Raw genomic sequence first — 25,113 nt, forward strand, 5'->3', positions numbered from 1 at the left:
CACGTTCGATGCGTTTCATCACTTCACTCCGGTTGTGCCGGCCCGACGCTACGCTGCCGCGCATCGTGGGCCGGGGTGCCGCCGTCAGCCGTGATCGCGGGGCGGTGGCGGGGCGTCGGGCGCGCGACGTTCGCGTTCGCCGGACGGCCTGGCGGGGTCGATGCGGGTCGCGCCGCCGACGGCGGGCGGATCGCTGGCCGGGAACGTCTCCTCGAGTCCTTCGTCGATGCGCTCCTCCGTCTTGTCATCAGACGGCTTGCGCGACGCGGCGAGGACGAGCAGGCCGGCAGCCGGTGACACGGCATCACGGCAACCGGGGGCGTATACGGTCATGATCGAACCTCCTTACAGGTAACGACGGGCGCAAGCGCCATGCCCGTGCAGCGCGGGCGGCATGACGCCTGCAGCCGTCGAGCCGGCCGGGCTGGCGGACACGTGGCCCGCCAGCCGCCGGCGTGGACGAGAGGACAGCGTGATGAATGAACCCAAGAAAAGGATACGTGACGACGCGAACGTGTGCGGCGACGATTTCAGTCAGGTGCGCGAACGTTTCGACGCATGACCGGATGCGCGGTCGCCCCACCGGGCAGGCACGTCGCTTGCGCGCGCTCGCCGCGCCAATCGACACGCGCGAGCCGCCGCGCAGGAGTGCGATGAATATGCGATCCATGCTGCACCGTCCCGAACCGACGCCCGATTTCGATCCCGATCCGGCGCTGCCTGACCACGACGATCCGGTCGATCCGCCCGTGCCCCCAGGCCTGCCGCAGGGCGATCCGCCGTCGCGGCCGCCGCCGATGCGGATGCCGGGCGGGCGCAGCGAACCGCGGCGGGCCGCGCGATCACTGAAAGGAGGACCATCATGGACATTCACGTGCAATCGCCGGACAAGCGCGCGATCGCTCAGGTGCTGGGCCGCTATTTCGAGTCGCGTTCGTTGCGGTATCACATCGAGGAGTTGCCGGGCGGCGTGCTGCATATCGGCTTTCGCGCGAGCGGCCGCCCGGTCGCCGTCACCGTGTCGTTCGACGACACCGCCTACGACACCTACACGCACTGGGACGCGAGCCAGAAGCAACTCGCGCTCGGACGTCTCGCGGACGGCTTCTCGCGCATGATGGCGAAGCGCAGCCCGGCCGCGCTCGCGGGCGACTATCACGTCGAGCGTTTCTGATTCCGCAACCCTGCGCCGGTTCATGCCGGAATGTGGCAAAGTGCCCGTGCTCAACGGGCGCTTTGCGGCTTCGCGTGCGCCGGCGTAGGATGTTCACAATTCAGCGCACGCTACGTTCGCGCCGTCGGCTGCCCGCCGTTGCAGCCGATCAGGCTGCGACGCGCTTTCCCTCAGGTTCGTTTCGTGCAACCGACGGAGACCGCCTTGATGACCGTTGCCCGCCCGTTGTTGTCACCCGGCACTCGCCGGTTCGTGTCCGGCCTGTCGGCCTTCGCCGCGCTGGCGGCGGCCGGTGCCCGCGACGCGTCGGCGCAGACGCCTTCGCCGCTCGGCGAATGGCAATACTCGGCGGGCGTCCCGCTGCAGAAGCTGTTCAGTCCGACCGTCCCCACGTGGCAGGTCAGCGTCGGCGCCGCGATGACGCTGCAGCCGCGCTACGCGGGCTCCGACCGCTATCGCGTGATGGGCGGCCCGAACTTCGACGTGCGCTATCGCGACCTGTTCTTCCTGTCGACGGGCGAGGGGCTCGGCGCGAACGTGCTGCGCGGGCCCAACTGGCGCATGAGCCTGTCGGTCGGCTATGACCTCGGACGCCGCTCGGCCGACGACCTCGACCACCTGAACGGGCTCGACAACATCAATGCGGCGCCGGTGATGAAGCTCGCGGCCGACTACGTGATCTCGAAGGATTTCCCGCTCGTGCTGCGCGCGGATGTGCGGCGCAGCATCGGCGGCTCGAACGGCTGGGTCGGCGATTTCTCCGCGTACATGCCGATGCCGGGCAGCAACGAACACTTCTTCTGGTTCGCCGGGCCGACCGTGTCGTTCGCCGATTCGCGCTACATGAACAGCTGGTTCGGCGTGAACCCGGGAGCGTCCGCGCGTTCGGGGCTGCCCGCCTATTCGTCGGGCGCGGGGATGAAGTCGTTCGGCGCCGGCGTGACGATGGTCTGGTTCGTCAACAAGCACTGGTTCGTGACGATGGACGGCGCGATCGAACAGCTCGTCGGCCGCGCAAGGCGCAGCCCGATCACGCAGCAGTCGACGAACGGCGTGTTCGACATGTCGGTGAATTACCAGTTCTGACCGGATCGGCACCGGCGGGACGTCCACGGGGTGGGCGCGGCATGCGGCATGTTTCGTCACATTTGATATGATTCCGACCTGTACAAACGTACAGTGATCGATCCCCGTGACGCCTGCATCGCCGACGCCCCCGGCGTTTTACTACCTGACCAATTTCGAACGCGCGCTGGCCTGGCTCGGCGAGCGTTACGACGACCTGCTCGACGCGGGCGAACACGCATTTCTCGCACATTTCGCGCAACTGCCGAAAGCGTCGCGTGCGTTGCTCGTGCGAATGCTGATGCGCAGCGGCTCCGACTTCCGCGCGAGCAAGCTCGTATACGACGAAATCGGCTGCCCGCTCGACGCGGCCGCACCGCTCGTCGCGCTCGGGTGGGTCGATCCGGCGCCCGCGCTCACGCTCGACGCGCTGTTCGCGTTGTCGACCAAGGCGGACCTGCTGAAGGTGTTCCCGTCGCTCGCCGCGCACGCGGGCGAGCGCAAGCCCGACTGGCTCGAACGGCTGCGGCCCGCGCACGACGTGGCGCAACCGCTCGACGCGTGGTGCGCGCAGGCCGACGATCGCGTGCTGCGCGTGACGGTCGGCGCGCTGTGCGACCGGCTGCGGCTGATGTTCTTCGGCAATCTTCATCAGGACTGGAGCGAATTCGTGCTCGCCGATCTCGGCGTGTTCCAGTACGAAAGCGTGCCGTTCGCGCCGTCGTCGCGCGCGTTCCAGCGGCGCGACGACGTCGATACGTATCTCGCGCTGCAGACCTGCCGCGAAGCACTCGATGCATGGCCCGACGACCAGCCGTTCGACGACCTGCTGCAGGCGATCGACGCGATCGGCTGCGCGCGGCCGTGGCTCGCGACGCGCCGCGCGAAGCTGCTGTTCACGCTCGGGCAGACCTGCGAGCGCCGCGCCGACTGGACCGCCGCGCTCGACGCGTATGCGCGCAGCGCGTGGCCGGGCAGCCGGCACCGGCGCATTCGCGTGCTCGAACGCTGCGGACGCGACGACGCCGCGCTCGCGCTGGCGCTCGATGCGCGCGGCGCCTTCGAAAGCGACGAGGAGCGCCAGCGCGTCGAGCGGATGCTGCCGCGCCTGCAGCGCCGTCTCGGGCAACGGGTCGAACGCGCGGGCAGCGCGCCCGACGTGCCGCGCGAAACGCTCGTGCTGGTGCGCCCCGAAGCGTTCGTCAGCGTCGAATACGCGGTGCGCGACCATCTTGCCCAACCCGCCGCGCCGGTTCACTACGTCGAGAACACGCTGATCAATTCGCTGTTCGGGCTGCTGTGCTGGGAGCCCGTGTTCGCGGCCGTGCCCGGCGCGTTCTTTCACCCGTTCCAGCGCGGCCCGGCCGACCTGCATGCGCCCGATTTCGCGCTGCGCCGCGCGGACGCGTTCGCTGCCTGCTTCGCGCAGCTCGACTCGGGCGCATACCGCGACACGATCCGCCGGCACTACGCGACGAAGCTGGGGCTGCAGTCGCCGTTCGTGTTCTGGGGCGTGCTGACCGACGAACTGCTCGACGAGGCGCTGGCATGCCTGCCGCCCGCGCACCTGCGGCTGTGGTTCACGCGCCTGCTGGCGGATATCCGCGGCAACCGCTCGGGGCTGCCCGATCTCGTCCGTTTCTGGCCCGGCGAGCGGCGCTATGAACTGATCGAGGTGAAGGGCCCCGGCGACCGGCTGCAGGACAACCAGACGCGCTGGCTCGCGTACTGCGTCGCGCACGGCATTCCGGTGCGTGTCGTCGACGTCGAATGGGCCGGTGCCGAGCGGGCCGAAGCGGCGGGGCTGTCCGCATGAGCTACGTCGTGGCGGTGCGGGCGATGTGCGAGTTCACCGCGCGGCGCGGCGATCTCGACCTGCGCTTCACGCCCGCGCCGACCGCGCTCGAAGGCATCGCCGGTCACGGCGCAGTCACGTCGAAGCGCGGCGCGCGCTACGAAACCGAGATCGCGCTGACCGGCACGTGGGGCACGCTCACCGTGCGCGGGCGCGCGGATGGCTACGATCCGGTCGCGAACCGGCTCGAGGAGATCAAGACCTACCGCGGCAGCCTCGACGCGATGCCGGCCAATCATCGCGCGCTGCACTGGGCGCAGGCGAAGGTCTATGCGCACCTGATGTGCGATGCACGCGGCCTCGCGGAAATCGACGTCGCGCTCGTGTATTTCGACATCGTGTCCGAGCGCGAGACCGTGCTGACGGAAACGCTGAACGCAAGCGTGCTCGCCGCGTTCTTCGCCGAGCAATGCGCGTGCTTCGTCGGCTGGGCCGAGCGCGAAACCGCGCATCGCGCGGCCCGCGATGCGGCGCTGCGTGCGCTGACGTTTCCGCACGGGCAATTCCGCAGCGGTCAACGCGAGCTGGCCGTGTCCGTCTATCGGGCGGCGCGCGACGAGCGCTGCCTGATGGCGCAGGCGCCGACCGGCATCGGCAAGACGCTCGGCACGGTGTTCCCGCTGCTGAAGGCGTGCGGCGAGGGCGAGCTCGATCACGTGCTCTTCCTGACCGCGAAGACGCCCGGCCGCGCGCTCGCGCTGGAAGCCGCGACCACGCTCGGTGCCGGCACGGCGGCGCTGCCGCTGCGCGTGCTGGAACTCGTCGCGCGCGACAAGGCGTGCGAGCATCCGGACCGCGCGTGTCACGGCGAATCGTGCCCGCTTGCGCAAGGCTTCTACGACCGGTTGCCGGCGGCGCGCGACGCGGCGATCGGCGCGGGGTTGCTCGATCGCGACACCGTGCGCGAGGCGGCCCGCGCGCACGGTGTCTGTCCGTACTACCTCGCGCAGGAGCTGGCGCGCTGGTCGGACATGGTGATCGGCGACTACAACTACTACTACGACGGCAGCGCGATGCTGCATACGCTCGCGCAGCAGAACCAGTGGCGCGTCGGCGTGCTCGTCGACGAGGCGCACAACCTGCTCGATCGTGCACGCAAGATGTACAGCGCGTCGCTCGACCCGTTCGCGTTCGCGGCCGCGCGCGAGGCCGCGCCTGCGGCACTGCGCAAGGCGTTCGACCGGCTCGCGCGCGCGTGGGGCACGCTCAATCGCGCCCAGGCCGAGCGCTATGCGGCGTACCCCGAGATTCCGGGGCCGATCGTGTCGGCGGTGCAGAACCTCGTCGCGACGATCGGCGAACACCTGACCGATGCGCCGCGCGCGAATGGGGACGCGCTGTTGCGCTTTCATTTCGAGGCGATCCAGTTCGGCGTGCTCGCCGACGCGTTCGACAGCGCGTCGATCTTCGACGCGACGCTGCACGGCGAGCCGCTGCCGCACCAGTCCGGGCTCGACGGCGTCGCGCCGGCAGCGCGCAGGCGCCGCATCCAGTCGACGCTGTGCGTGCGCAACGTGATTCCGGCCGGTTTTCTCGCGCCGCGCTACGAAGCCGCGCGCGCGACCGTGCTGTTTTCCGGCACGCTGAGTCCGTTTCATTTCTATCGCGACACGCTCGGGTTGCCGGCCGATACCGGCTGGCTCGACGTCGACGGGCCGTTCCGCGCCGAGCAATTGACCGTGCGCGTCGCGAGCCACGTGTCGACGCGCTGGCGCGACCGTGACCGTTCGCTCGAACCGATCGTGGACCTGATCGCCGCGCAGTATGCGACGCGGCCCGGCAACTACCTCGGTTTCCTCAGCAGCTTCGACTATCTCGGGCGCGTCGTCGCGCTGATGCGGGCTCGCCACCCGGACGTGCCCGTGTGGGCCCAGGCGCCCGGCATGGCCGAAAGCGAGCGCGACGCGTTTCTCGCGCGCTTCGACGCGGGCGGGCGCGGGGTCGGCTTCGCGGTGCTGGGCGGTGCGTTTTCGGAAGGCGTGGACCTGGTCGGCGAGCGGCTGATCGGTGCGTTCATCGCGACGCTCGGGCTGCCGCAGGTCAACGACGTCAACGAACAGATGCGGCGCGCGATGGATGCGCGTTTCGGCAACGGGTACGACTACATGTATCTGTACCCCGGCTTGCAGAAAGTCGTGCAGGCGGCCGGGCGCGTGATCCGCACCGAACACGACGAGGGTGTCGTGCATCTGATCGACGATCGTTACCGGCGGCGCGAGGTGCGCGATCTGTTGCCGCGGTGGTGGCGGATCGGGTGAGGGTGATGTGCGTCGGGCACGTTCCTACAGCACGTTGAGCATCGCGAGCGCGGCTTCCTGCAGATGCGGCAGCACGCGCCGCACGGCCGCGTCGGTCGTCTCCGAGCCGATCGGCATGTTCGTGCTCAGCGCGGCGACCACTTCGCCGTGACGGTTCTTCAGCGGCACCGCGATGCCGCGCACGCCGACCTGCAGTTGCTGCTCGATCACCGCGAAGCCCGCGTCGCGCGCGTGGTCGACCTGTTCGAGCAGGCGCGGCTTGTTGGTGATCGTGTGCGGCGTGAACGGCGCGAGTTCGGTCTCGTCGAGCCATGCGCGGACGGCCTCGCGATCCGGATGATGCGCGAGCAGCACGACGCCCGGCGACGTCAGCGGGGCGGGCACGCGCGCGCCGAGCACGAAGCCGGTCGTCATCACGCGCGACACGCCGTTGCGGGCGATGAACACGAGTTCCCAGCCGTCGAGCACGCTCACGTACGCCGATTCGTTCAGCGACGCGCTCAGTTGCTGCAGATAGGGCTGGACCGTGCGCGGCAGGCGCGCCGAATCGAAGTACGACCAGCCGACCCGCAGCACGCGGGGCGTGAGGCCGTACAGCTTGCCGTCGGTGTACACGTAGCCGAGCGATTCGAGCGTCAGCAGGTAGCGCCGTGCGGCCGTGCGCGTGAGACCGGTGCGGGCGGCGGCCTGGGTGGGCGTCATCCGCGCGTGCTGGCTGTCGAACGCCTCGAGGATCATCAGGCCTTTTTCGAGGCCGGCAATCCAGTCGCGTCGGTCGAGGTCGGGGGTTTTCATCGTCGGTGGCGCATGGGTGGATGCGCGGTGTTCGCGCGGGAATGGGCGATTATCGCGCGAGTCGCGCTGCAATGCGACATGCCTTGCCACCCATTCGGCCAGCTGTGCGAACCCGCATCGGAGATATGCACTCATCGATGTATATCCATGGAGGTTCATATGCAGGTTGCAAAGTGGGGCAATAGCCTGGCGGTCCGCCTCCCGGCCAGTGTGGTCGACGCACTGGAGCTCCGCGAGGGAGACGACATCGAAATCGTGGTCGACAGCCCGCGCGTTTTCGCGGTGAGTCGCAAGCCGCGGCCCGACGAGCTTCTGCAGCGGTTGAGGCGTTTCAGGGGCAAGCTGCCCGCCGATTTCAAGTTCAGCCGGGACGATGCGAATGAGCCGGATTGAGTCCGAGAAATCGTTCGTCGACAGCAATGTTGTGCTTTGTCTGCTATCGGAGGACGAAACCAAGGCGAACCGTGCGGAGGCGCTGTTCCTTCAGCGGCCGACCATCAGCGTCCAGGTACTGAATGAAGTCGCCAGTGTGTGCAGCCGCAAATTGCAGATGCCGTGGCGCGAGGTGGGGAATTTTCTGGAGCCGATCAGGAGTTTGTGCCAGATCGTGCCGATCACCGTCGATGTGCACGACCGCGCGCGACGGCTGGCGGAGTGGCATCGCTTGTCCTTCTACGACGCGTGCATCGTGGCGACTGCATCGATCGAAGGATGTGAATACCTGTACACCGAGGACATGCACGACGGTTTGCAAGTGGACGGTGGTCCGGTACTGCGAAATCCGTTTGCTTGAGGGCCGACGATCGAGGGCCCGTTCCATGGACGCTGTCGATCGAACCTGAAAAGAGGAGGAACCGGATGCGACGCGACCGTTACGCGCGCCGCATCCTCAATGACGTTACTCGCTGCTCGTCCACTCGACGTTCGCGCCGACCGAACGCAGGTTTTCGACGAAATGCGGGTGCGCGCGGCGGATCGGCAGCGCGTTCATGATTTCCGAGCGGCCTTCGATGCTCGCGGCCACCATCAGCAGCGCGATCGCGACGCGGATGATGTACGGGCTCTCGACGCGCGCCGGCGTCAGCTGCAGCCCGCCGAACGTGATCAGCCGGTGCGGATCCGACAGCAGCACGTGCGCGCCGAACTTCGACAGTTCGCCGGACCAGCCGAGCGCGCCGTCGTAGACCTTGTTCCAGAACATCGCGCTGCCTTCCGCGCGCACCCCGAGCGCGATGAAGATCGGCAGCAGGTCGACCGGCAGGTACGGCCACGGCGCGGCTTCGACCTTGGTCAGGATGTTCTGCGTGAACGGCCGGCGCACGCGCAGCGGGCCGTCGCGTTCCGCGCGGGACCAGCCGTCGCGGTGCGTGACGTTCACGCCGAACTTCGCGAACGTGCGGTCGATCAGCGGGAAATGCTCCGGCGACGAGTTGCGCACCGTGATGTCGCCGCCCGTGATCGCGCCGAGCGCGAGGAACGTCGCGATTTCGTGGAAATCCTCGGCGAAGCGGAATTCGCCGCCGCCGAGCTTGCCGCCGCCCGCCACGCACAGGCGCGACGTGCCGATGCCTTCGATCGCGACGCCGATCATCGCGAGGAACTGGCAGAACTCCTGCACGTGCGGCTCGGACGCCGCATTCATCAGCGTGGACGTGCCGCCGGCCGCCGTCGCGCACAGCGCGAAGTTTTCGGTGGTCGTCACCGATGCATAGTCGAGCCAGTGATCGTTGGCCGTCAGCGGGCCGTCGGCGCGGACGATCAGCGAATCGGGCGTGCGCTGGATGTGCGCGCCGAAGCGCTCGAACACTTCGACGTGCGGATCGATTTCGCGCACGCCGAGCGTGCAGCCCTTCACGTCGTTCTCGAGGCGCGCGACGCCGAAGCGCGCGAGCAGCGGCGGAATCAGCATGATCGACGAGCGCATCGCCTCGGGCAGGCGGTGAACCGCCGGGTCGAACGTCGTGTTGCGATGGTGGAGCTCGAGAATGCCGGTCGTAAAGTCGACCGACACGTCGCTGCCGAGCGTGCGGAAGATGTCGAGGATCTTGCGCACGTCGGTGATGTCCGGCACGCCGACGAGGCGCAGCGGCTGATCGGTCAACAGGGTGGCGCACAGGATCGGCAGGACGGCGTTCTTGTTCGCGGACGGCTTGATGTCCCCGCGCAGCGGAGTGCCGCCGTGGACGATGAGATTCGACATGATATGGGGGCGTATCTATGACTGACGTAGGCCCATATGATGCCATTGGTCGACGGGTGGCGTGGAATGTTCAGAGGGGGAAAAGGGCTTCTGCGCACGGGATTGACCGTGTTTGACGTTGGGCGGGGGCAGGGCCCGTCCGGCTGGCGGGGATGGCAGCCGGTGCGGCAGTGGCCGGCGCGTATCGCGGCCGGCCATCCGGTCATTCCGTCACTGTGCCGCCCGCATCCGTGCCGCGACCACCAGCGAGATCAGGCAACCCACCGCGAGATAGCCGGCGCCGCACGACGGCAATTGGCCGATCGGTCAAAATGCGCGATTATCGCTCTAATATGTGCGATTATCGAACGATTTTCAGGTTTGCACCAAGCGAGACGCGCATATCCCGTTCAGCCAGGGTTGCCGCCGTGAACGATCTGGTTAAAATCGGGACCATCAAAACCTCGCCCGAATCGGGCGGGCGCCTGGCCTCCATGTCGGCCGGGCGTGCCGCACGCGCCGGGCGTCACCCCCAACGACCGCATGCCCCCGGAGACTGGAATGCCCGGCAATTCCCACCCCCTGTCCAGCGATACGCCGCCCGTTGCCGATCCGGCTGCCAATCCGCTCGGGATGGCCGGACTCGAATTCGTCGAGTTCGCGGCGCCGGTGCCGGATGCGCTCGCGCAACGCTTCGAGCAGCTCGGGTTCAAGGCGATCGCGCGCCATGTCAGCAAGAACGTCACGCTGTACCGGCAAGGGCAGATGCAGTTCCTGATCAACGCCGAACCCGATTCGTTCGCTGCGCGCTATGCAGAGGAATACGGGATGGGCGTCTGTGCGATCGGGTTGCGCGTGGCCAGCGCGCGACGCGCGTTCGAGCGTGCGATCGAGCTCGGCGCGTGGGCGTTCGAGGGCGAGCGGATCGGGGTCGGCGAGCTGAAGATTCCCGCGATCCAGGGGATCGGCGATTCGCACCTGTATTTCGTCGATCGCTGGCGCGGACGGGATGGTCAGCGCGGCGGCGTCGGCGACATCTCGATCTTCGACATCGACTTCCGGCCGATCGACATCGCGACCGCGCATACCGATCTCGATTGCGCGGGCACGGGCCTGCAGCAGGTCGACCACTTCACGCAGACGGTCGGCGCGGGGCGCATGCGCGAGTGGCTCGACTTCTATCACGACCTGCTGCACTTCCGCGAAATCCACGAAATCGACGCGCACTGGCATGTGTCGGAAGAATCGCGCGTGATGGTGTCGCCGTGCGGCGCGGTGCGGATTCCGGTGTACGAGGAAGGCACGCGGCGCACCGAGCTGATGCACGCGTATCTGCCGGACCATCCGGGCGAAGGCGTCCAGCACGTTGCGCTCGCGACCGACGACATCCTGGCGAGCGTCGACGCGCTGCGCGCGAACGGCGTCGAATTCATCGAGCCGCCGGCGCGCTATTACGACGAAGTCGATGCACGGCTGCCGGGGCACGGCGTCGATCTCGACGCGCTGCGCCAGCGTGCAGTGCTGGTCGACGGCGAAATCGGCACCGACGGCGTGCCGCGCCTGTTCTTCCAGACCTTCGTCAAGCGCCGGCCCGGCGAGATCTTCTTCGAGATCGTGCAGCGTCAGGGGCACCACGGATTCGGGGAAGGGAACCTCGCGGCACTGGCCCGCGCCCGCGACGCCGGCTGAGCGGCAATCACCACGGCCGCGACTGCGGCGAGATCGGGCGCGTCCGTCACACGCCCGCGGCCGGCACACGGTTCGGCGCCGGATCGTTCGGCGCCTTGAGCGCGCATGCGGTACCACCCGGCGTGTACATCGACACGACGCAGCGATTGCAAGACGTGCAGCCAGACTGCGCGATTCGACCGTCGCGCAGTTCGTTCACGAAACCCGGCTCGAACACGAGCGCGCGGGCAAGCGCCACCGCGTCGAATCCTTCGTGCATCGCCAGCACGACGTTCTCGCGCGAGCGCACGCCGCCGAGATAGGCGAGCGGCATCCGGACGGCCGCACGCACCCGCTTCGAATGCTCGAGGAAATACATCTCCCGAAACGCGCCCATCCTCGGCTCGGTCAGCTTCTGCAGCGCCATCGCGGCGCACACGATCGCGTTGTCGGCGTTCGCGCGCGCATCGCCGGGCAGCGGGCTGCCGAACAGCTGCCACACCGACTCGACATTCATCCCGCCGCTCAGCACGAGCAGGTGCGCGCCCTCGGCCTCGAGCCGCCGCGCGATCTCGCATGCGTCGTCGACCGTGCCACCGCCGTGCACGCCTTCGGTCACGCCGATCTTGCAGACCACGGCGAGATCGCGGCCGACCGCATCGAGCACGCGGCGCAGCACCTCGACGGGAAACGCCGCGCGGCGCGCCGCATCGCCGCCGTACGTGTCGCGGCGACGGTTGTACAGCGGCGACAGGAACTGGCTCAGCAGATAACCATGCCCCATGTGGATCTCGACCGCGTCGAAGCCCGCGTCACGCGCATGGCGCGCCGCGCGTGCGAATTCGTCGGCGATGACGGCCATCTGGGCGCGCGTCATCGCCTGCTTCAGGAAGCGGCCGCTCATCACGCCGACCTTGTTGAAGCCGCCCGACGCGCTCAACGGCCGTTTCGTCGACAGCGACGGCAGGAACGTGAAGCAGCCGCCATGCGTGATCTGCGCGGACGCCGCCGCGCCGTGGCGGTGGACCGCATCGGTCAGCGCGCGGAAGTGCCGGTCCGTCGGCGCATCGAGCCGCGCCTGGTCGACGAAGGTGCGACCGTCGTCGCTGACCGCACAGTACGCGACGGTCGTCAGCGCGGCTCCGCCTGCGGCGATGCGCTCGTGAAACCCGACGAGCGCGCGCGACGGCACGCCGTTCGGCGTCATTCCTTCGTTGGTCGCGGACTTGATCAGGCGGTTGCGTAGCGTCAGCGGGCCGATCCGCAGCGGGCTGAACGCGGTATCGAGCGCGGCGGTTTCCATGTCGGGCGGGCGTCGGGAATGGGCACGGCGACCATTGTGCGGCGTCGGCGCGGGGCCGCATCGTCCACGTGGACGACCCGCCGCCGGGCGCGCGCCCGTACCGCCTAATCGGCCGCGCCCAGCTTGCGCGCCTGGCGGCGCATCCCGTCGAAGATCGCATCGGCCACGTCCGCCGGGAAATCCGCCGGAATCCGAGACGCGACGTCGGCGATCACCGGTTCGGTGCGTGCCGCCACATCGGCCATGGCCGCGCGCACGTCGTCTTCGGTCAGACCGACGCGCGCGCCTTGCGCGATCCAGTGACGCGGCTGGATGTCGCCGATCACGTAATGGCGATTCTTCCCGCACACGGCCATTGCGAGCCGCGCGCGCCGCGGCGGCAGCTGGTTGCGGCGCGTGCCGATGATCGGATGCGCGGACAGCACGTCGTACAGCGGCGTGCTGCGATACGTGTTGCCTGGCAAATGCGCGATGCTGAAATTCTTCGCGTGGCCGTCGATGGCCGCGAGCACCCAGAACACGAGCTGCGTGACGAAGAAATTCATCCGGTCCCGCGCGGCATCGGCGGAATTCGCGAGGATGCCCATGATCGTCGCGATGCCGGGGCCGCCGTCGGATTCGTATTTGGCGCCCGACGGCGTGCCGGTCGCCTGGCACATGTCCTCCTGCGGCAGCCGCAGGATCCACGTGCCGTCGCGGGACGGGCGGCGATCGAAGCGCTCGACGATCAGCGCCTTCTGGTCGTCGAACCGGCCGATGTCGCACGCGGCGACGGGCAGGCCGTATGCGGCGACGATCTTCGCACACAGCCATTCGTTCTCGACCGATGTGCGCATGTCGGCCTGCATGTTCCCGACGCGCCCGAGCGGCAGCTTGAAGATATGCGTGGTCGGCGTGCTGCCCGCCGGCAGCAGCCAGCGATTGCCGTCGCGCAGCAGCGCGGTCTTTTCCTGCGCGCCGGCGATCGACAGGCGCAGCTCGCCGTCCGGCTCCGCGTGGCCGGGCAGTGGTGCGGCGGTCGCGTGACGCAGCACGTCGGCCACCGCCGCGTCGTCGAGCGCGGTGCCGTCGATCGATTCGAGGTCGACCGGTGTTTCGTCCGGCGGCAGCAACTGCAGCGCCCCGACGCAATCGCGGCCGATCGACGCAAGCAGTTCGAACGGCGCCGTCGACCCGAGCCGGTAGCGCTGCGCGATGCGGCGGCGGATCGGCTGGCTGTCCGGCAGCAGGTTGTCGAAGTAGTCGGCGACGATCGCGCCCTGATGCGGCTGGTTGCCCGGCGTGAACGGCAGCGACAGCGACAGCGGACGCCCCTGCGGATCGTCGACCCACGCCGGCAGGTAGACGAGGCGCTCGACGCCGCGCCGGACTTCCCAGTACCCGACCGGGATGCCGTTCATCCACAGGTCGAGGCGGTCGTGGCGGGGGCGGCGGCCCATCGTCACCAGTCCTCCCGCTTGGTGTTCCGAGGCTTGTCGGGCGTGGCCGGGGCAGGCCGTTTCCGCGTGGCGGCGGATGGAGCCTTCGCCGCGGCCGGCGGGCGGGCCGGCATATCGGACGAGGCGGACGAGCGGGATGAACCGGACGAGCGACCGCGCGCGGCCGGGGCGCGCTTGAGCACTGGCCCGGTGTCATCGGGTGCCGCCGCGGCGTCCGGCGTGGCCGGCTCGAGCGCCAGGCGAACGCCGAGCACGTTCAGCACCTTGAAAAGCCGCTCGATACTGACCGCGGACGGATTGGCTTCGAGCTGCGCGTACGACTGCTGCGTCACGCCGAGGCGGGCGGCGAGCTGCGCCTGCGTGAACCCCGCCGACTTCCGGAAGCCGACGAGGATCGGGCGCAACTGGCTCAAGGTCTGGACAGGAAATGCCATGGGCTCTCTGCGAAATGACAGGCGATCGCTTGTAATCGAAAAATACAGTCTATGGTATGTATCGTCAAAATACAAATCCAAGACTGTATTTCATAAAAACAAACGATAGCCTGTCAGGCGGAAACCCGTGAGTCGGTGCCGGGACGCGCGGGGCGCGCCCGCGAGTCAGGCATCACACCGCCCGCAGCGGGCTCGCATGCGCGGCGCGCGCGCTTTCCGGATCGTCATCGCCGAGCGGGATGAATGCCATGATTTCCAGGTCGTGCCCCGACAGCGCCGGCAGCCGGAACGGGCTCGACAGCACGTTCAGCCGCCGCACGCCGAGGTCGCGCAGGACCTGCGATCCGATCCCCGTCACGCGGCCGTCACGGCGCGCGTGGCCGGCGGGCGTCCGCATTGCGTCGCCGCGCATGTCGCAGTCGAGCAGCACCGCGACCCCGCAACCGGCCGCATCGATCCGCTGCAGCGCCGCGTGCAGCGGCCACGAATGCGCTGACGGCTCCGCGTCGAGCAGGTCGAGCAACGAATGGCATTCGTGCACGCGCGTCAGCACGGGAGTCGACGGATCGGGTTCGCCGCGCACCAGCGCGAGATGCGGCGCACCGTGCACGGCATCGCGGTACTCGATCGCGCGAAACCGGCCCCACGGCGTCTGCAGCGGCCGTTCGCCGACGCGTTCGACGAGCGATTCGCGCTCGCGGCGGTAATGGATCAGGTCCGCGATCGTGCCGATCTTCAGCCCGTGATGCGCGGCGAACGTCTTCAGCTCGGGCAGCCGCGCCATCGTGCCGTCGTCGTTCATCACCTCGCAGATCACCGATGCGGGCGTGAGCCCGGCGAGCGCCGCGAGATCGCAGCCGGCCTCCGTGTGCCCCGCGCGCACCAGCACGCCGCCCGGGCGCGCGGTGATCGGAAACACGTGGCCGGGCTGCACGAGATCGTCGGGACACGCGCCCGAGCGGACCGCCGCGCGGATCGTCCGTGCGCGATCGGCCGCGGAAATGCCGGTCGTCACGCCTTCGGCTGCCTCGATGCTCACGGTGAACGCGGTACCGAACGGCGTGCCGTTGTGATCGGCCATCGGCGGCAGGCGCAATTGCTCACAGCGCTCGGCGGTCAGCGTCAGGCAGATCAGCCCGCGCCCGAAGCGCGCCATGAAGTTGATCGCTTCGGGCGTCACGTGATCGGCTGCGATCACGAGGTCGCCTTCGTTTTCGCGATCCTCTTCGTCGACGAGCAGGACCATCCGCCCCGCACGCAGCTCGTCGACGATTTCCGGCGTACTGGCGAGCATCATTGCGCCTCCGTCGCGTCGAACGCGCGGCGCAGCGCGTCGGCGCCGAACGTCAGCACACGGTCGGCCGCGTCGACCGCGCCGAGCATGCTCGCGAAGCCGTGCAGCTGGCCCGGCCAGCGCACGAGCGACACCGGCGTGCCGGCCTGCGCGAGACGCTGCGCATACGCTTCGGCCTCGTCGCGCAACGGATCGAATTCCGCGCTGACGATGGTGGCCGGCGCCGCGCCCGACAGGTCCGTCACGGCGAGCGGGCTCGCGAGCGGCGATGCGCGGTCGGCGCCGTCGTCGAAGTACTGGCGCTTGAACCAGCGCATCGCGTCCGCCGTCAGGAAATAGCCTTCGCCGAGCGAATCGTACGACGGATGCTCGGTCGCGCAATCGACGACCGGATACAGCAGCAACTGATGCGCGATCGCGATGCCCGACCCGCGCAGCTGCAGCGCGGCGACCGCGGCGAGGTTGCCGCCCGCACTGTCGCCGGCCACCGCGATCGCACCGACGCGCGCGCCGAGATCGCGCGCACTGGCGGCGGCCCAGCGCACGGCATCGCACGCGTCCTGCGCGGCGGCCGGGAAGCGCGCTTCGGGCGCGAGCCGGTAATCGACTGACAGCACGAGCGTGCGCGCCCGTCTGGCGAGACTGCGGCACAGGTTCGCGTGCGAATCGATGCCGCACGCGACGAAGCCGCCGCCGTGGAAAAACACGGTCAGCGGCAACGGACCGTCGGCGTCGGGCCGATACAGCCGTGCGGACAACTGACGGCCCGGTGCCGGGATCTGCCTGTCCTCTTCGGCGGCAATCGCGTCGCCGGGCGCGAATGCGCTGCCTCCGGCGAGACTCGCGCGGTACGCGGGCACGGTCAGTCGATCGAAATCGATCGCGGGCGCTTGGGCGAGCGCGGCGAGCAGCGCTTGCGCCTGAGGGTCGAGCGGCATTGGAACTCCTGTCTGAATCGGATGCGGTCTGAATCAGGTAAACCCGCGTCGCGGTTTTCCCTGAGCCCGCGCCGGACGCTTGCCGGCACGGCCTGACGGGCATTCCAGCGCAGCCGGCAGGGCGCCACATCATCCGATTGGACGATGGTTCGCGCGCCCGGATGGCCAAAGCTCCCCATTCAGTGAATGTCCCGATGACGCCGGAATTAAGACGCGTCTTAATCATGGCGGCGCGGATGAATCGCACCGAACACAAGTTGCATGGAGGATGGAGCGTGCTGATGGAGACGAGATGGGCCCCGCAGGAGAGCCAGTCAACGAGCGAGGAGGCCGACATCGGCGTCGCGGATTTCAGCGAGCTGATGGCGCGCATCTATCAGGGGCCGATGGAAACGCCGCCGTGGGCGGGTGCGCTCGAGATGGTTCGCCGGTTGCTGCAGGCCAACTACGTGACGCTGATCCTGCGCGCGGCCGCGAGCGATCGCCGCGCGCCGCTGTCCGTGCATGCATCGGAGTTCGGCCCGGTCGTGCCGGGTGATGGCGAAGCGTCGTACAACAACTACTACTATTCGCTCGACCCGTTCGTCGGCCTGCCGGCCGATCGCGTGGTCACGGTCGACGACGTGTTCGGCGATACGGGCTGGCTGTCGAGCGAACTGTACAAGCAGTTCCTGAAGCCTCAGGACGTGCGCTACATCCTCGGCGCGGACCTGCGCACGCCGTCGGGCGTCGAGTGCCGGTTCCGCGTGTGCCGCAATCATGCGTCGAAGCAGTTCTCCGCGCGCGACAAGGCGATCTGCGCGCTGCTGCTGCCGCACCTGAAGCGCGCGGTCGAGCTGCATTCGCGGCTCGACACGGCGGAGGTCGAACGATCGATCTACGCGAACGCGATCAACCGGATGCAGATCGGCACGATCACGCTCGACGAGAACGGCACGATCATCGACATGAACGGCGTCGCCGACGAGATCCTGAAGCAGAACAACGGTCTGACGATTGCGCGCGGCACGATCGAGGCGACCGATGCGCAGGAGAACCGCACGCTCAAGCGGCTGATTCGCCACGCGGTGATGGGGCACCACGGCACGGCCGCGGCGATCGTCGAGGCGATGCCGATCACGCGCGGTTTCGACAAGCCGCGCCTCGGGCTGCTGGTGCGTACCGTGCTGCTGTCCGACTGGTCGGAGGACAACAAGCGGCGGCCGGCCGTCACGCTGTTCCTGCGCGACCCCGACCGCAAGCCGCAGGGCGCGCAGGAAATCATCCGCAAGCTGTTCGACCTGACGCCCGCCGAGACCTCGCTCGCGCTGCTGCTGACGAACGGATTGACGCTCGAGGAAGCGGCGGAGGAATCGGGGATCAGCAAGAACACGGCGCGCACGCACTTGCGCGCGATCTTCTCGAAGACGGGCGTGACGCGCCAGGCGACGCTCGTGAGGATCCTGCTCGGGAGCGTGGTGCCGCTGGGTTGATCGGGGCGGCACGTCGTACGCCGCCGCGTCGATATCGGGCGCATTCGTCTGCCGATACATCGGCCGTGATCGGTGTGTGCGCGTCAATACGATCGCAGCGTCATGATGTAAGCGAGGCTCGCATGGTGCGAGCCTCTTTCGTTTCATGTGGGACCGATGGCCGGCACCGGACGTATCGGAGGTTTCAAATCGTCGCGCGTGCCGATGCCACGCGCATCGTCGTCGCGATCGTCACGCCTGGCGCGTCGAACGCCTCGCCCACGCCGACAACGCCGGCCACCGTGCGCCACCACGCCGCGTCGTTCATTTCAACAGTGCGAGCAGGTCGTCCAGCGATTGGCGGCAGGCCGCGGCGTCGGGCTTGTCGGCGCGCAGCGCGGCGAGCGAACGGTCGATCGCCTTGTCGATCACATGCCAGTCGGCGGCCGAACGCGGTTTCAGCGACGGCTCCGCATCGTCCCATTTCGTTTCAAGATCCTTGATGCGGGTCTTCGCGCCGGCGAGATTGCCCGCGTCGACGAGCTTGTGCGTATCCGTGACGATGCCGCGGAACGCGGACAGGTCGCCCAGCTTCGCAGCGGTTGCCGCGTAGACGGGCGAGACGAGGATGGTCGAAACGGGGCCTGCGGCGAGTGCCGCGAAGACGGCGGCGAGCATCAGTTTTCGAGTACGCATGTCATTTCCTTTGGGGAGTCGGACGGGGAGCAACAGGGCAAGGCAACGCGACGGTCATCGCGTGCTCGCCTGCCGGTTGGCGAGCGTCGTGCATGCGACCAGCAGCACGATCGACGTCAGGAACACCGCGCTCGTCGTCGCGGCGCCCAGCCCGATGCCGCCGTATTCGCGGGCCTGGGACAGGAAATCGCCGAGCGACGCGCCGAGCGGGCGCGTGAGGATGTAGGCGAGCCAGAACGCGAGCACGCGATTCGTGCCCAGCCGCATCGAGACGGCGACCAGCGCGATCGCCGCACCGAACGACACGATGCCGAGCCGGAACCCGAGGCCGAGCGCTTCGGTCGCCAGGTCGCCGGCGGCCGTGCCCAGCGCGAACGTCAGCAGGATCGCGGCCCAGTAGAACGCTTCGCGACGCGTCGTGACGATGGTCTCGATCGACAACGTCCGCTCGCTCCGGTACCAGGCCGCGAACAAGGCCGCGAGCGCGATGGCGAAGCAAGCGGTGCTCGCGTACAGGCTGACGCCCAGCCCGTCGGTCAGCGCGTCGGTGATCTGCGTGCCGACGATGCTGACCAGCACCACGTTGAGCCAGTACAGCCACGGCACGCAGGCTTTCGCACGGAACTGCAGCACGAGCGCGCAGACGAGCAGCGAGGCCATCAACGCGTCGGTGACCGGCACGCCGAGGCCGGCGCGGACGGCGAGAGAGTCGGCGCCGGTTTCACCGACGGTCGTCGACAGGATCTTGATGATCCAGAAGACGGCGGTGACGGCGGGCAGCTTGTTCAGCAGGGACGTCGATACGGCAGGCGGGCGCGGATTCACGGATCGCTCCTTGAAGAGGCGCCGTCATCCGGGGCGGCGCGGGTCGGAGCCCTCGGTCGAGGACTGGGCGCCACTATGCGGGCTGGATGCTTAACGGATGCTTATCGGACGGAAGGGACGGGAATCGCGCAGGGTGACCGGCGGCAGCGATGCAGCGACCGGTCGGAGCGCATATCGCGCGGCGGGAATGAAGCATGCTCGCGATCGCGCGATGGCGTCGATGCAGACGAATGAAAAAGGGGGAATCGATGGGAATCTACGGTCGATACATTGTTCCGCGACTTTGCGATCTGGCGATGCGCAATGCGATGCTGGCGCCGTATCGCGAGCGTGTCATCGCAGGCGCAGCGGGGCGCGTGCTCGAGATCGGCTCCGGATCGGGCCGGAACCTGCCGCTCTATCGCGACGGCGTACGCGGCGTATTCGCGCTGGAACCTTCGGCGGAACTGGTCGAGATGGCGCGCCATCGCGCCGGGCAAGCCGGTGCGCCAGTGGACTTCCTGAGGGCGTCCGCGGAATGCATTCCGCTGTCGGACGAAAGCGTCGACACGGTGGTGAGTACCTGGACGCTCTGTTCGATTCCCGATGCCGGCCGGGCGCTCCAGGAAATTCGACGCGTGCTGGCGCCGGCGGGGCGACTCCTGTTCGTCGAGCACGGCCTCGCGCCGGAACCCGGTGTGCGCCGTTGGCAGGATCGCCTGACGCCCGCGTGGTGCTGCATCAGCGGCGGCTGTCATCTGAACCGTCCGATCCGGTCGCTGATCGAGCGGGCGGGTTTCGAGTTCGACCAGATCGATACCGCCTATGCGTCAGGGCCGCGCTGTTTCACTTACTTCTACAACGGCATTGCACGAAAAGTCCGTGGCGTTACCGGATGACGGCCGCGAAGGATGACGGGGCAATCTTCATCACGCCGTCGCCGTGCGCTGGCCGAGGTGCGTGAAAGTGATGATGACCGGGACGGGATGACGCGCCGGCACGCTGCCATGGAAGAGCGCACACCTTCAGTAGCGGCGCAGATCCTTCACCAGCAGCCCATCGGGTGTCCACCTTCCGGCATCCAGCGTCCCTAAAAGCATCGTGCGCGGTGGAGGTCCCTCGGGGTCGTGATAATGAACGATGCGTTGCTGGATGCCCGTGATCACGATCACGTGGCCGATTCGAGGCTGATCGGGTCGTTCCAGAAAGTGACCCGCGGCCCAGATCGGACCGGACTGGGTCAGGACCGAGGCGAGCCACTCGGGCGTGATGACCGTCGGCTGATCAAGCGGCACGAGCCCTTCGATGGCGCACAAGTGGGCGATCTTTTCCGGCGGGAGCCCCTGGTCCGCCTGCCATAGCGCCGGAATGCACGGGCGCGGCCCGGGACGGTGGTAGTACGAAACCATGCACGCCGCGGCATACCAGCATGCGTTTTTCAGCGCTCTGGATCCTGACTTGGTTCTTTTTGCGCCGCTCTGATCGACCATCGGCACGTTCAGTCTGACATCTACCATTTCGGGTCTCCAGGCAGGAGGGATCCGTAAAAGAGTATGAAGAATCGGACGCGGCGACAACCATCCTGACGGGCGGCCTCATCGCGACGATCGGCGTGCGTGGGGCAACGTTCACTGGCTCGCGAACGTGGCAGGACAGGAGAGCAATCAAATCTCAACATTATAGAAGTAATGTCAAATTTAAACCCCGGTTTGATTGGATATCTAACGGTTTACGTTATATTATTTACGAAATTCCCTTCGAAGCCCGCCATGTCCGATCTTGCCGCCGACGAACCCCGCCTGACCGCCGAAATCCAGCGCCTCAAGGCCAACTTCCCGAAAACCCGCGAGCTGTACCGCGAAGCCTGTGCGCTGCTGTTTTTCCGCTTCGGCATCACGCCCACCGCGAACCGCCTCTACCAGCTCGTTCGCAAGGGCAGCATGAGCACGCCGACGGCTGTTCTCGGCGAGTTCTGGGCCGAGCTTCGGGAAAAGAGCCGGGTGCGCATCGCGCATCCGGACTTGCCGGCCGATCTGCAGGCGGCAGCGGGCGAGCTGGTCGCCGCGTTGTGGAGCCGCTCGAGCACCGATGCCGCCGCGGCGCTCGATGCACTGCGCGCCGAAGTCGAAGCCGAGCGGGCGGCGGCGAAAGCGGAGGTCGCCGCATTGCAAGCCGACCTGTCCCGCACCGAAACCGCGCTGGAGCACCGCACGAGCGCGTTGCTGGCGGCCCAGGTGCGCATCCAGGAGCTCGAGCAGGCGAGGGCGGCCGACGAAGCATCGCGCCGCGCGCTGCAGGCGGAAGTCGAGCGACTGAAATCCGACAACGCGGACGCCGATCGAGCGCTGGCGCAGGCGCGCGCCGATTTCACGTCTCAGCTCGACCGGCTGCGCGACGACGCGGGCCGGGCCGAGGAACGCTTGCGTGCAGCGGAGAAACGGGCGCTTCAGGAGATCGACCGCGAACGGCTTGCGGCCGCACGCACTCAAAAGGAACTCGACGCGGCCACGACGCGCGCCGAACAGCGCGATACGCAGCACCGCAAGGATCTCGCGGCGCTGCAGGCGCAACTGGCCGACACGCAGCATCGCTGCGGCATGCTCGAAGGTCAGCTCGACGGCGTCCGCGCGGCCAATGCCGCCTATGTCGGCGAACTCGATGCGTTGCGTGCCGAACGCGCGTCACGCCCCCCGGTCCCCGTGCGCAGGGCATCGGGTCGACCAGCAAGCGGCAACTTGCGTGTGGCGAAGCCGGTCGCCCGAAAGCGCGCTCCGAAGCCTGCGTGACATGGCGCCACGGTGCGGCGACAACGCGCCCGCGACGCGGCGCGATTCGGGTAAAGTGCCGCTCAATTCGCCGGCTCGACGTTGCTAGACGACCGGTCTAATCGTTGCTAAGATACGCCATCATGAATGCATCTTCAGGCGCGGAAGTCCGCCAGCACATCCTGAATATCGCGAAGCCGATCATGCTCCACAAGGGGTTCTCGGCGGTCGGTCTGAACGAGATTCTCGCCGCGGCGGGCATCCCGAAGGGCTCGTTCTACCATTACTTCGGCTCGAAGGAGGCGTTCGGCGGGGCGCTGCTCGAATCGTATTTCGAAGGCTATCTCGAGCATCTCGACAACCTGCTCAGGCATCAGGCCGGCACGGGCGCGCAGCGCCTGATGACGTACTGGGGCAACTGGCTGCACACGCAGTGCGCGGACGATCCGGAAGGCAAGTGCCTCGCGGTGAAGCTCGGCGCGGAAGTGTCCGACTTGTCGGAGGCGATGCGCGCGGTCCTGCGGCGCGGCACCGACCAGATCATCGAGCGGCTCGCGGGCGGGATCGAAGCCGGGCTGGCCGACGGTTCGCTGAGCGGCGTCGACGATCCGGCGCATACGGCCGCGATCCTTTACGAGCTGTGGCTGGGGGCGACGCTGCTGGAGAAAATTCATCGGAACCGCAAACCGCTCGAACGCGCGATGCTCGAAACACGGCGGATGCTGAACCTGCCGTCCTTCGAGCCTGACGGAGTGCAGTCGTAACGTAGGGCGCGCACAGGCGCGCCTTGTTTTTGCGTGTTTTCTAGACGACTGGTCTACTCACGCCGAAGTCCAATTGCATTACTGCGAGGGCGCGGCTCCGCCGGCAGAATCGCCGGCACGGCCGCTGCCTCGCGCATCAAGGTTGTCGACCATTGATCCGATCGTGCCCGTGGCACGTCCATTCCTGTTGACGGAGGTTTCCATGCCGCAAAGCAAGGCAGCAAACCGCAGAATCATCCTGAACGCGCGCCCGGTCGGCGCGCCCACCCCGAGCGACTTCCGTACCGAGACCGGCGACGTGCCGGTGCCCGGCGCCGGCCAGCTGCTGTTGCGCACGGTCTGGCTGTCACTCGACCCGTACATGCGCGGCCGGATGAGCGACGCGCCGTCGTATGCGCGGCCGGTCGAACTCGGCGACGTGATGGTCGGCCGCACGGTCAGCCGGGTCGTCACATCGAACCTGCCCGCGTATCGCGAAGGCGACCTGGTCGTCGCGGGCGGCGGCTGGCAGGACTATTCGCTGTCCGACGGCAACGATCTCATTCCGCTCGGCCGTGACTTCGCGCATCCGTCGCATGCGCTCGGCGTGCTCGGCATGCCGGGGTTCACCGCATACACCGGGCTGCTGAAGATCGGCGAGCCGAAGGCCGGCGAAACGGTGGTCGTCGCCGCCGCGAGCGGGGCGGTCGGTGCGGTGGTCGGCCAGATCGCGAAGCTGAAGGGCTGCCGCGTGATCGGCATCGCGGGCGGTGCCAACAAGGTCGCGTACGTGAAGGACACGCTCGGCTTCGACGACTGCGTCGATCACCGCGATCCGCAATTCGCCTCAGGCTGAAGGACGCCTGTCCGAACGGCATCGACGTCTATTTCGAGAACGTCGGCGGCGCCGTGTTCGACGCGGTGTGGCCGCTGCTCAACGACCATGCGCGCGTGCCCGTGTGCGGCATCATCGCGCACTACAACGACGCGGCGTACGACGACACGGCGGTGTCGTCCGGCCGCGATCGCGTGCCGGCGCTGATGGGCACGATCCTGCGCAAGCGTATCCGGATGCAGGGTTTCATCATCCTCGATCACTATGCGACCGGCTATGCGCCGTTCCTGAAGGAGATGAGCGCGTGGGTCGCGCAGGGCAAGGTGAAGACGCTCGAGGACGTGGTCCCCGATCTGGCCGATGCGCCGAATGCGCTGATCGGCCTGCTCGCCGGCAAGAACTTCGGCAAGGTCGTCGTGCGCGTCGGCCCGGACGATCTGGCCTGACGCGGCGCGTCCGTTTGCACGCTGGCGTCACCCGGCGCCGGCTTATGGCATGCTCGATGCCGTTTTCAAAGGAGTGAAAAACATGGCGCTTTATGTAATGGCCTCGGTATTTCCGAAACCCGAACACGCGCAGGCCGTCGAGGCCGAATTGCGCGGCATGGTCGCGGCATCCCGCGCCGAACCCGGCAACCGCCGCTACGACCTGTTCCGCGAACAGGACGGCTCGCCGGCGCTGCACCTGTTCGAGATCTACGACGACCAGGCCGCGTTCGACGCACACCTCGCGAGCCCGTACTTCACCGCGTTTCGCATCAAGTCGGCCGACTGGTTCTCGGCGCCGCCCGTCATCAAGGTGCTGTCGGGCATCGACGCGGCCGAATAACCCGCGCCGAACCACCGCCGCGGCTCACCCCACCCGGGCCGCGCGGCAGCCGCTGCGCCGCTGCGCTGCGGCGATGAACCACCCGGTGCGCCGGTCGCGCCGCGTCCCCAATACACCGGCCCCGGAGGCTGAATGGTCACCCTCAATATCAACGGCGAGAACCGCACGATCGACGCCCCCGACGACATGCCCCTGCTGTGGGTCCTGCGCGACGTCGTCGGCCTGACCGGCACGAAATTCGGCTGCGGGATCGCGCAATGCGGCGCATGCACCGTGCATCTCGACGGCGTCGCCGCGCGCGCGTGCGTGCTGCCGGTCGCGGCCGTCGCGGGCCGCAGGATCACGACGATCGAAGCCGTCGGCGCGACGCCGGCCGGCCAGAAGGTTCAGGATGCGTGGCGCGAGCTCGACGTCGTCCAGTGCGGCTATTGCCAGTCCGGGCAGGTGATGGCGGCCACGGCGCTGATCGCGTCGAACCCGAGCCCGAGCGATGCCGACATCGACGCGGCGATGGCCGGCAACATCTGCCGCTGTGGCACCTACAACCGGATTCGTGCGGCGGTGAAGCACGCGGCGAAGGGGAATTGAC

General features: G+C 68.0%; 25 protein-coding genes and 1 pseudogene. 14 read left to right on the plus strand and 12 right to left on the minus strand.

Translation table 11 applies throughout. The features are described 5' to 3' along the window. Positions 1-84: 84 nt before the first annotated feature. Positions 85-333 (minus strand): hypothetical protein, encoded by a 249-nt coding sequence (locus tag DIE06_RS03900; RefSeq protein WP_124660216.1) that lies wholly within the window; start codon positions 331-333, stop codon positions 85-87. Between the two features lie 529 nt (positions 334-862). Here DIE06_RS03900 and DIE06_RS03905 point away from each other — a divergent pair. The 4 genes from DIE06_RS03905 (at position 863) to DIE06_RS03920 (ending at position 6,352) form a co-directional block, all read left to right on the plus strand. After that, complete coding sequence (locus DIE06_RS03905; RefSeq protein WP_044843100.1) at positions 863-1,174, plus strand: hypothetical protein; 312 nt, start codon at positions 863-865, stop codon at positions 1,172-1,174. A 207-nt stretch (positions 1,175-1,381) separates the two neighbouring features. Continuing rightward, on the plus strand, positions 1,382-2,260 hold the full coding sequence (locus tag DIE06_RS03910) for a MipA/OmpV family protein (RefSeq protein ID WP_124660217.1): 879 nt from the start codon (positions 1,382-1,384) through the stop codon (positions 2,258-2,260). A 106-nt stretch (positions 2,261-2,366) separates the two neighbouring features. After that, a complete protein-coding gene (locus DIE06_RS03915; RefSeq protein ID WP_124660218.1) occupies positions 2,367-4,055 on the plus strand; it encodes a VRR-NUC domain-containing protein in 1,689 nt (562 codons plus the stop codon). Continuing rightward, positions 4,052-6,352, plus strand: a complete 2,301-nt coding sequence (locus DIE06_RS03920) for an ATP-dependent DNA helicase (protein WP_124660219.1) — start codon at positions 4,052-4,054, stop codon at positions 6,350-6,352. Before DIE06_RS03915 ends, DIE06_RS03920 begins: the two co-directional genes overlap by 4 nt. Before the next feature lie 24 nt (positions 6,353-6,376). Here the strand turns inward: DIE06_RS03920 and DIE06_RS03925 are convergent, their stop codons facing one another. Then, positions 6,377-7,147, minus strand: coding sequence for an IclR family transcriptional regulator C-terminal domain-containing protein (locus DIE06_RS03925; protein ID WP_124660220.1), 771 nt, complete (start codon positions 7,145-7,147; stop codon positions 6,377-6,379). 159 nt (positions 7,148-7,306) lie between these two features. On the opposite strand from DIE06_RS03925, the gene DIE06_RS03930 reads away from it, so the two are divergent. Both DIE06_RS03930 and DIE06_RS03935 read left to right on the plus strand, forming a co-directional pair. Then, the gene (locus DIE06_RS03930) at positions 7,307-7,540 is read left to right on the plus strand and encodes an AbrB/MazE/SpoVT family DNA-binding domain-containing protein (RefSeq protein WP_124660221.1); all 234 of its coding nucleotides are present in this window, start codon (positions 7,307-7,309) and stop codon (positions 7,538-7,540) included. Further along, positions 7,527-7,940, plus strand: a complete 414-nt coding sequence (locus tag DIE06_RS03935; protein WP_124660222.1) for a PIN domain-containing protein — start codon at positions 7,527-7,529, stop codon at positions 7,938-7,940. Before DIE06_RS03930 ends, DIE06_RS03935 begins: the two co-directional genes overlap by 14 nt. 105 nt (positions 7,941-8,045) lie before the next feature. Here the strand turns inward: DIE06_RS03935 and DIE06_RS03940 are convergent, their stop codons facing one another. Then, complete coding sequence (locus DIE06_RS03940; protein ID WP_124660223.1) at positions 8,046-9,347, minus strand: UDP-N-acetylglucosamine 1-carboxyvinyltransferase; 1,302 nt, start codon at positions 9,345-9,347, stop codon at positions 8,046-8,048. 540 nt (positions 9,348-9,887) lie between these two features. On the opposite strand from DIE06_RS03940, the gene DIE06_RS03945 reads away from it, so the two are divergent. Further along, entirely contained in the window at positions 9,888-11,015 is a 1,128-nt protein-coding gene (locus tag DIE06_RS03945; RefSeq protein ID WP_124660224.1) for a 4-hydroxyphenylpyruvate dioxygenase family protein, read from the plus strand. 46 nt (positions 11,016-11,061) lie between these two features. Here DIE06_RS03945 and DIE06_RS03950 read toward each other — a convergent pair whose 3' ends face one another. From DIE06_RS03950 to DIE06_RS03970, 5 genes are all read right to left on the minus strand, one after another. After that, complete coding sequence (locus DIE06_RS03950) at positions 11,062-12,297, minus strand: NADH:flavin oxidoreductase (RefSeq protein WP_124660225.1); 1,236 nt, start codon at positions 12,295-12,297, stop codon at positions 11,062-11,064. Between the two features lie 104 nt (positions 12,298-12,401). Beyond that, positions 12,402-13,736, minus strand: a complete 1,335-nt coding sequence (locus tag DIE06_RS03955; RefSeq protein ID WP_124660226.1) for a type II toxin-antitoxin system HipA family toxin — start codon at positions 13,734-13,736, stop codon at positions 12,402-12,404. Positions 13,737-13,738: 2 nt separating this feature from the next. Then, a complete protein-coding gene (locus DIE06_RS03960; RefSeq protein ID WP_124660227.1) occupies positions 13,739-14,170 on the minus strand; it encodes a helix-turn-helix transcriptional regulator in 432 nt (143 codons plus the stop codon). 172 nt (positions 14,171-14,342) lie between these two features. Beyond that, entirely contained in the window at positions 14,343-15,467 is a 1,125-nt protein-coding gene (gene ribBA, locus DIE06_RS03965) for a bifunctional 3,4-dihydroxy-2-butanone-4-phosphate synthase/GTP cyclohydrolase II (RefSeq protein WP_124660228.1), read from the minus strand. Then, positions 15,464-16,402 carry an alpha/beta hydrolase gene (locus DIE06_RS03970; RefSeq protein ID WP_124660229.1) on the minus strand — a complete coding sequence of 313 codons (939 nt, stop codon included), beginning with the start codon at positions 16,400-16,402 and terminating at the stop codon, positions 15,464-15,466. The genes ribBA and DIE06_RS03970 overlap by 4 nt, the downstream gene beginning before the upstream one ends. 281 nt (positions 16,403-16,683) lie before the next feature. Here DIE06_RS03970 and DIE06_RS03975 point away from each other — a divergent pair, with 281 nt between their 5' ends. Continuing rightward, positions 16,684-17,874 (plus strand): helix-turn-helix transcriptional regulator, encoded by a 1,191-nt coding sequence (locus DIE06_RS03975; protein ID WP_124660230.1) that lies wholly within the window; start codon positions 16,684-16,686, stop codon positions 17,872-17,874. 184 nt (positions 17,875-18,058) lie between these two features. Here DIE06_RS03975 and DIE06_RS38880 read toward each other — a convergent pair whose 3' ends face one another. From DIE06_RS38880 to DIE06_RS03985, 3 genes are read right to left on the minus strand one after another with little or no spacing between them, the layout of a single operon-like run. Then, the gene (locus DIE06_RS38880; protein WP_260433529.1) at positions 18,059-18,181 is read right to left on the minus strand and encodes a hypothetical protein; all 123 of its coding nucleotides are present in this window, start codon (positions 18,179-18,181) and stop codon (positions 18,059-18,061) included. Continuing rightward, positions 18,178-18,549 carry a histidine kinase gene (locus DIE06_RS03980; protein WP_124660231.1) on the minus strand — a complete coding sequence of 124 codons (372 nt, stop codon included), beginning with the start codon at positions 18,547-18,549 and terminating at the stop codon, positions 18,178-18,180. The genes DIE06_RS38880 and DIE06_RS03980 overlap by 4 nt, the downstream gene beginning before the upstream one ends. Positions 18,550-18,603: 54 nt before the next feature. Then, complete coding sequence (locus DIE06_RS03985) at positions 18,604-19,341, minus strand: hypothetical protein (RefSeq protein WP_185733345.1); 738 nt, start codon at positions 19,339-19,341, stop codon at positions 18,604-18,606. 227 nt (positions 19,342-19,568) lie between these two features. On the opposite strand from DIE06_RS03985, the gene DIE06_RS03990 reads away from it, so the two are divergent. Next, positions 19,569-20,252 carry a class I SAM-dependent methyltransferase gene (locus tag DIE06_RS03990; RefSeq protein WP_260433530.1) on the plus strand — a complete coding sequence of 228 codons (684 nt, stop codon included), beginning with the start codon at positions 19,569-19,571 and terminating at the stop codon, positions 20,250-20,252. 126 nt (positions 20,253-20,378) lie between these two features. On the opposite strand, the gene DIE06_RS03995 is transcribed toward DIE06_RS03990, so the two are convergent. Further along, positions 20,379-20,870: a papain-like cysteine protease family protein gene (locus DIE06_RS03995; RefSeq protein WP_124660233.1), complete on the minus strand. Its 492-nt coding sequence runs from the start codon at positions 20,868-20,870 to the stop codon at positions 20,379-20,381. A 252-nt stretch (positions 20,871-21,122) separates the two neighbouring features. On the opposite strand from DIE06_RS03995, the gene DIE06_RS04000 reads away from it, so the two are divergent. The 5 genes and pseudogenes from DIE06_RS04000 to DIE06_RS04020 all read left to right on the plus strand — a co-directional run bounded on the left by DIE06_RS04000 (position 21,123) and on the right by DIE06_RS04020 (position 25,112). Further along, entirely contained in the window at positions 21,123-22,139 is a 1,017-nt protein-coding gene (locus DIE06_RS04000) for a DNA-binding protein (protein ID WP_124660410.1), read from the plus strand. A 122-nt stretch (positions 22,140-22,261) separates the two neighbouring features. Further along, a complete protein-coding gene (locus DIE06_RS04005; protein WP_124660234.1) occupies positions 22,262-22,882 on the plus strand; it encodes a TetR/AcrR family transcriptional regulator in 621 nt (206 codons plus the stop codon). A 202-nt stretch (positions 22,883-23,084) separates the two neighbouring features. Continuing rightward, positions 23,085-24,142, plus strand: a pseudogene (locus DIE06_RS04010) (NADP-dependent oxidoreductase). An 82-nt stretch (positions 24,143-24,224) separates the two neighbouring features. Next, positions 24,225-24,524 (plus strand): putative quinol monooxygenase, encoded by a 300-nt coding sequence (locus tag DIE06_RS04015; protein WP_124613624.1) that lies wholly within the window; start codon positions 24,225-24,227, stop codon positions 24,522-24,524. Positions 24,525-24,656: 132 nt separating this feature from the next. Then, a complete protein-coding gene (locus DIE06_RS04020) occupies positions 24,657-25,112 on the plus strand; it encodes a (2Fe-2S)-binding protein (protein ID WP_124660235.1) in 456 nt (151 codons plus the stop codon). The last annotated feature ends 1 nt before the right edge of the window (position 25,113 follow it).

Source organism: Burkholderia sp. Bp8998 (assembly GCF_003854235.1).
In the GTDB taxonomy this organism is placed as follows: domain Bacteria; phylum Pseudomonadota; class Gammaproteobacteria; order Burkholderiales; family Burkholderiaceae; genus Burkholderia.

Coding starts and splice junctions, on each gene's coding strand:
- DIE06_RS03900 (WP_124660216.1), bottom strand. CDS start 333: ATGACCGTATACGCCCCCGGTTGCCGTGATGCCGTGTCACCGGCTGCC.
- DIE06_RS03905 (WP_044843100.1), top strand. CDS start 863: ATGGACATTCACGTGCAATCGCCGGACAAGCGCGCGATCGCTCAGGTG.
- DIE06_RS03910 (WP_124660217.1), top strand. CDS start 1,382: ATGACCGTTGCCCGCCCGTTGTTGTCACCCGGCACTCGCCGGTTCGTG.
- DIE06_RS03920 (WP_124660219.1), top strand. CDS start 4,052: ATGAGCTACGTCGTGGCGGTGCGGGCGATGTGCGAGTTCACCGCGCGG.
- DIE06_RS03925 (WP_124660220.1), bottom strand. CDS start 7,147: ATGAAAACCCCCGACCTCGACCGACGCGACTGGATTGCCGGCCTCGAA.
- DIE06_RS03930 (WP_124660221.1), top strand. CDS start 7,307: ATGCAGGTTGCAAAGTGGGGCAATAGCCTGGCGGTCCGCCTCCCGGCC.
- DIE06_RS03935 (WP_124660222.1), top strand. CDS start 7,527: ATGAGCCGGATTGAGTCCGAGAAATCGTTCGTCGACAGCAATGTTGTG.
- DIE06_RS03940 (WP_124660223.1), bottom strand. CDS start 9,347: ATGTCGAATCTCATCGTCCACGGCGGCACTCCGCTGCGCGGGGACATC.
- DIE06_RS03945 (WP_124660224.1), top strand. CDS start 9,888: ATGCCCGGCAATTCCCACCCCCTGTCCAGCGATACGCCGCCCGTTGCC.
- DIE06_RS03950 (WP_124660225.1), bottom strand. CDS start 12,297: ATGGAAACCGCCGCGCTCGATACCGCGTTCAGCCCGCTGCGGATCGGC.
- DIE06_RS03955 (WP_124660226.1), bottom strand. CDS start 13,736: ATGGGCCGCCGCCCCCGCCACGACCGCCTCGACCTGTGGATGAACGGC.
- DIE06_RS03960 (WP_124660227.1), bottom strand. CDS start 14,170: ATGGCATTTCCTGTCCAGACCTTGAGCCAGTTGCGCCCGATCCTCGTC.
- ribBA (WP_124660228.1), bottom strand. CDS start 15,467: ATGATGCTCGCCAGTACGCCGGAAATCGTCGACGAGCTGCGTGCGGGG.
- DIE06_RS03970 (WP_124660229.1), bottom strand. CDS start 16,402: ATGCCGCTCGACCCTCAGGCGCAAGCGCTGCTCGCCGCGCTCGCCCAA.
- DIE06_RS03975 (WP_124660230.1), top strand. CDS start 16,684: ATGGAGACGAGATGGGCCCCGCAGGAGAGCCAGTCAACGAGCGAGGAG.
- DIE06_RS38880 (WP_260433529.1), bottom strand. CDS start 18,181: ATGAACGACGCGGCGTGGTGGCGCACGGTGGCCGGCGTTGTCGGCGTG.
- DIE06_RS03980 (WP_124660231.1), bottom strand. CDS start 18,549: ATGCGTACTCGAAAACTGATGCTCGCCGCCGTCTTCGCGGCACTCGCC.
- DIE06_RS03990 (WP_260433530.1), top strand. CDS start 19,569: ATGCTCGCGATCGCGCGATGGCGTCGATGCAGACGAATGAAAAAGGGG.
- DIE06_RS03995 (WP_124660233.1), bottom strand. CDS start 20,870: ATGGTAGATGTCAGACTGAACGTGCCGATGGTCGATCAGAGCGGCGCA.
- DIE06_RS04000 (WP_124660410.1), top strand. CDS start 21,123: ATGTCCGATCTTGCCGCCGACGAACCCCGCCTGACCGCCGAAATCCAG.
- DIE06_RS04005 (WP_124660234.1), top strand. CDS start 22,262: ATGAATGCATCTTCAGGCGCGGAAGTCCGCCAGCACATCCTGAATATC.
- DIE06_RS04015 (WP_124613624.1), top strand. CDS start 24,225: ATGGCGCTTTATGTAATGGCCTCGGTATTTCCGAAACCCGAACACGCG.
- DIE06_RS04020 (WP_124660235.1), top strand. CDS start 24,657: ATGGTCACCCTCAATATCAACGGCGAGAACCGCACGATCGACGCCCCC.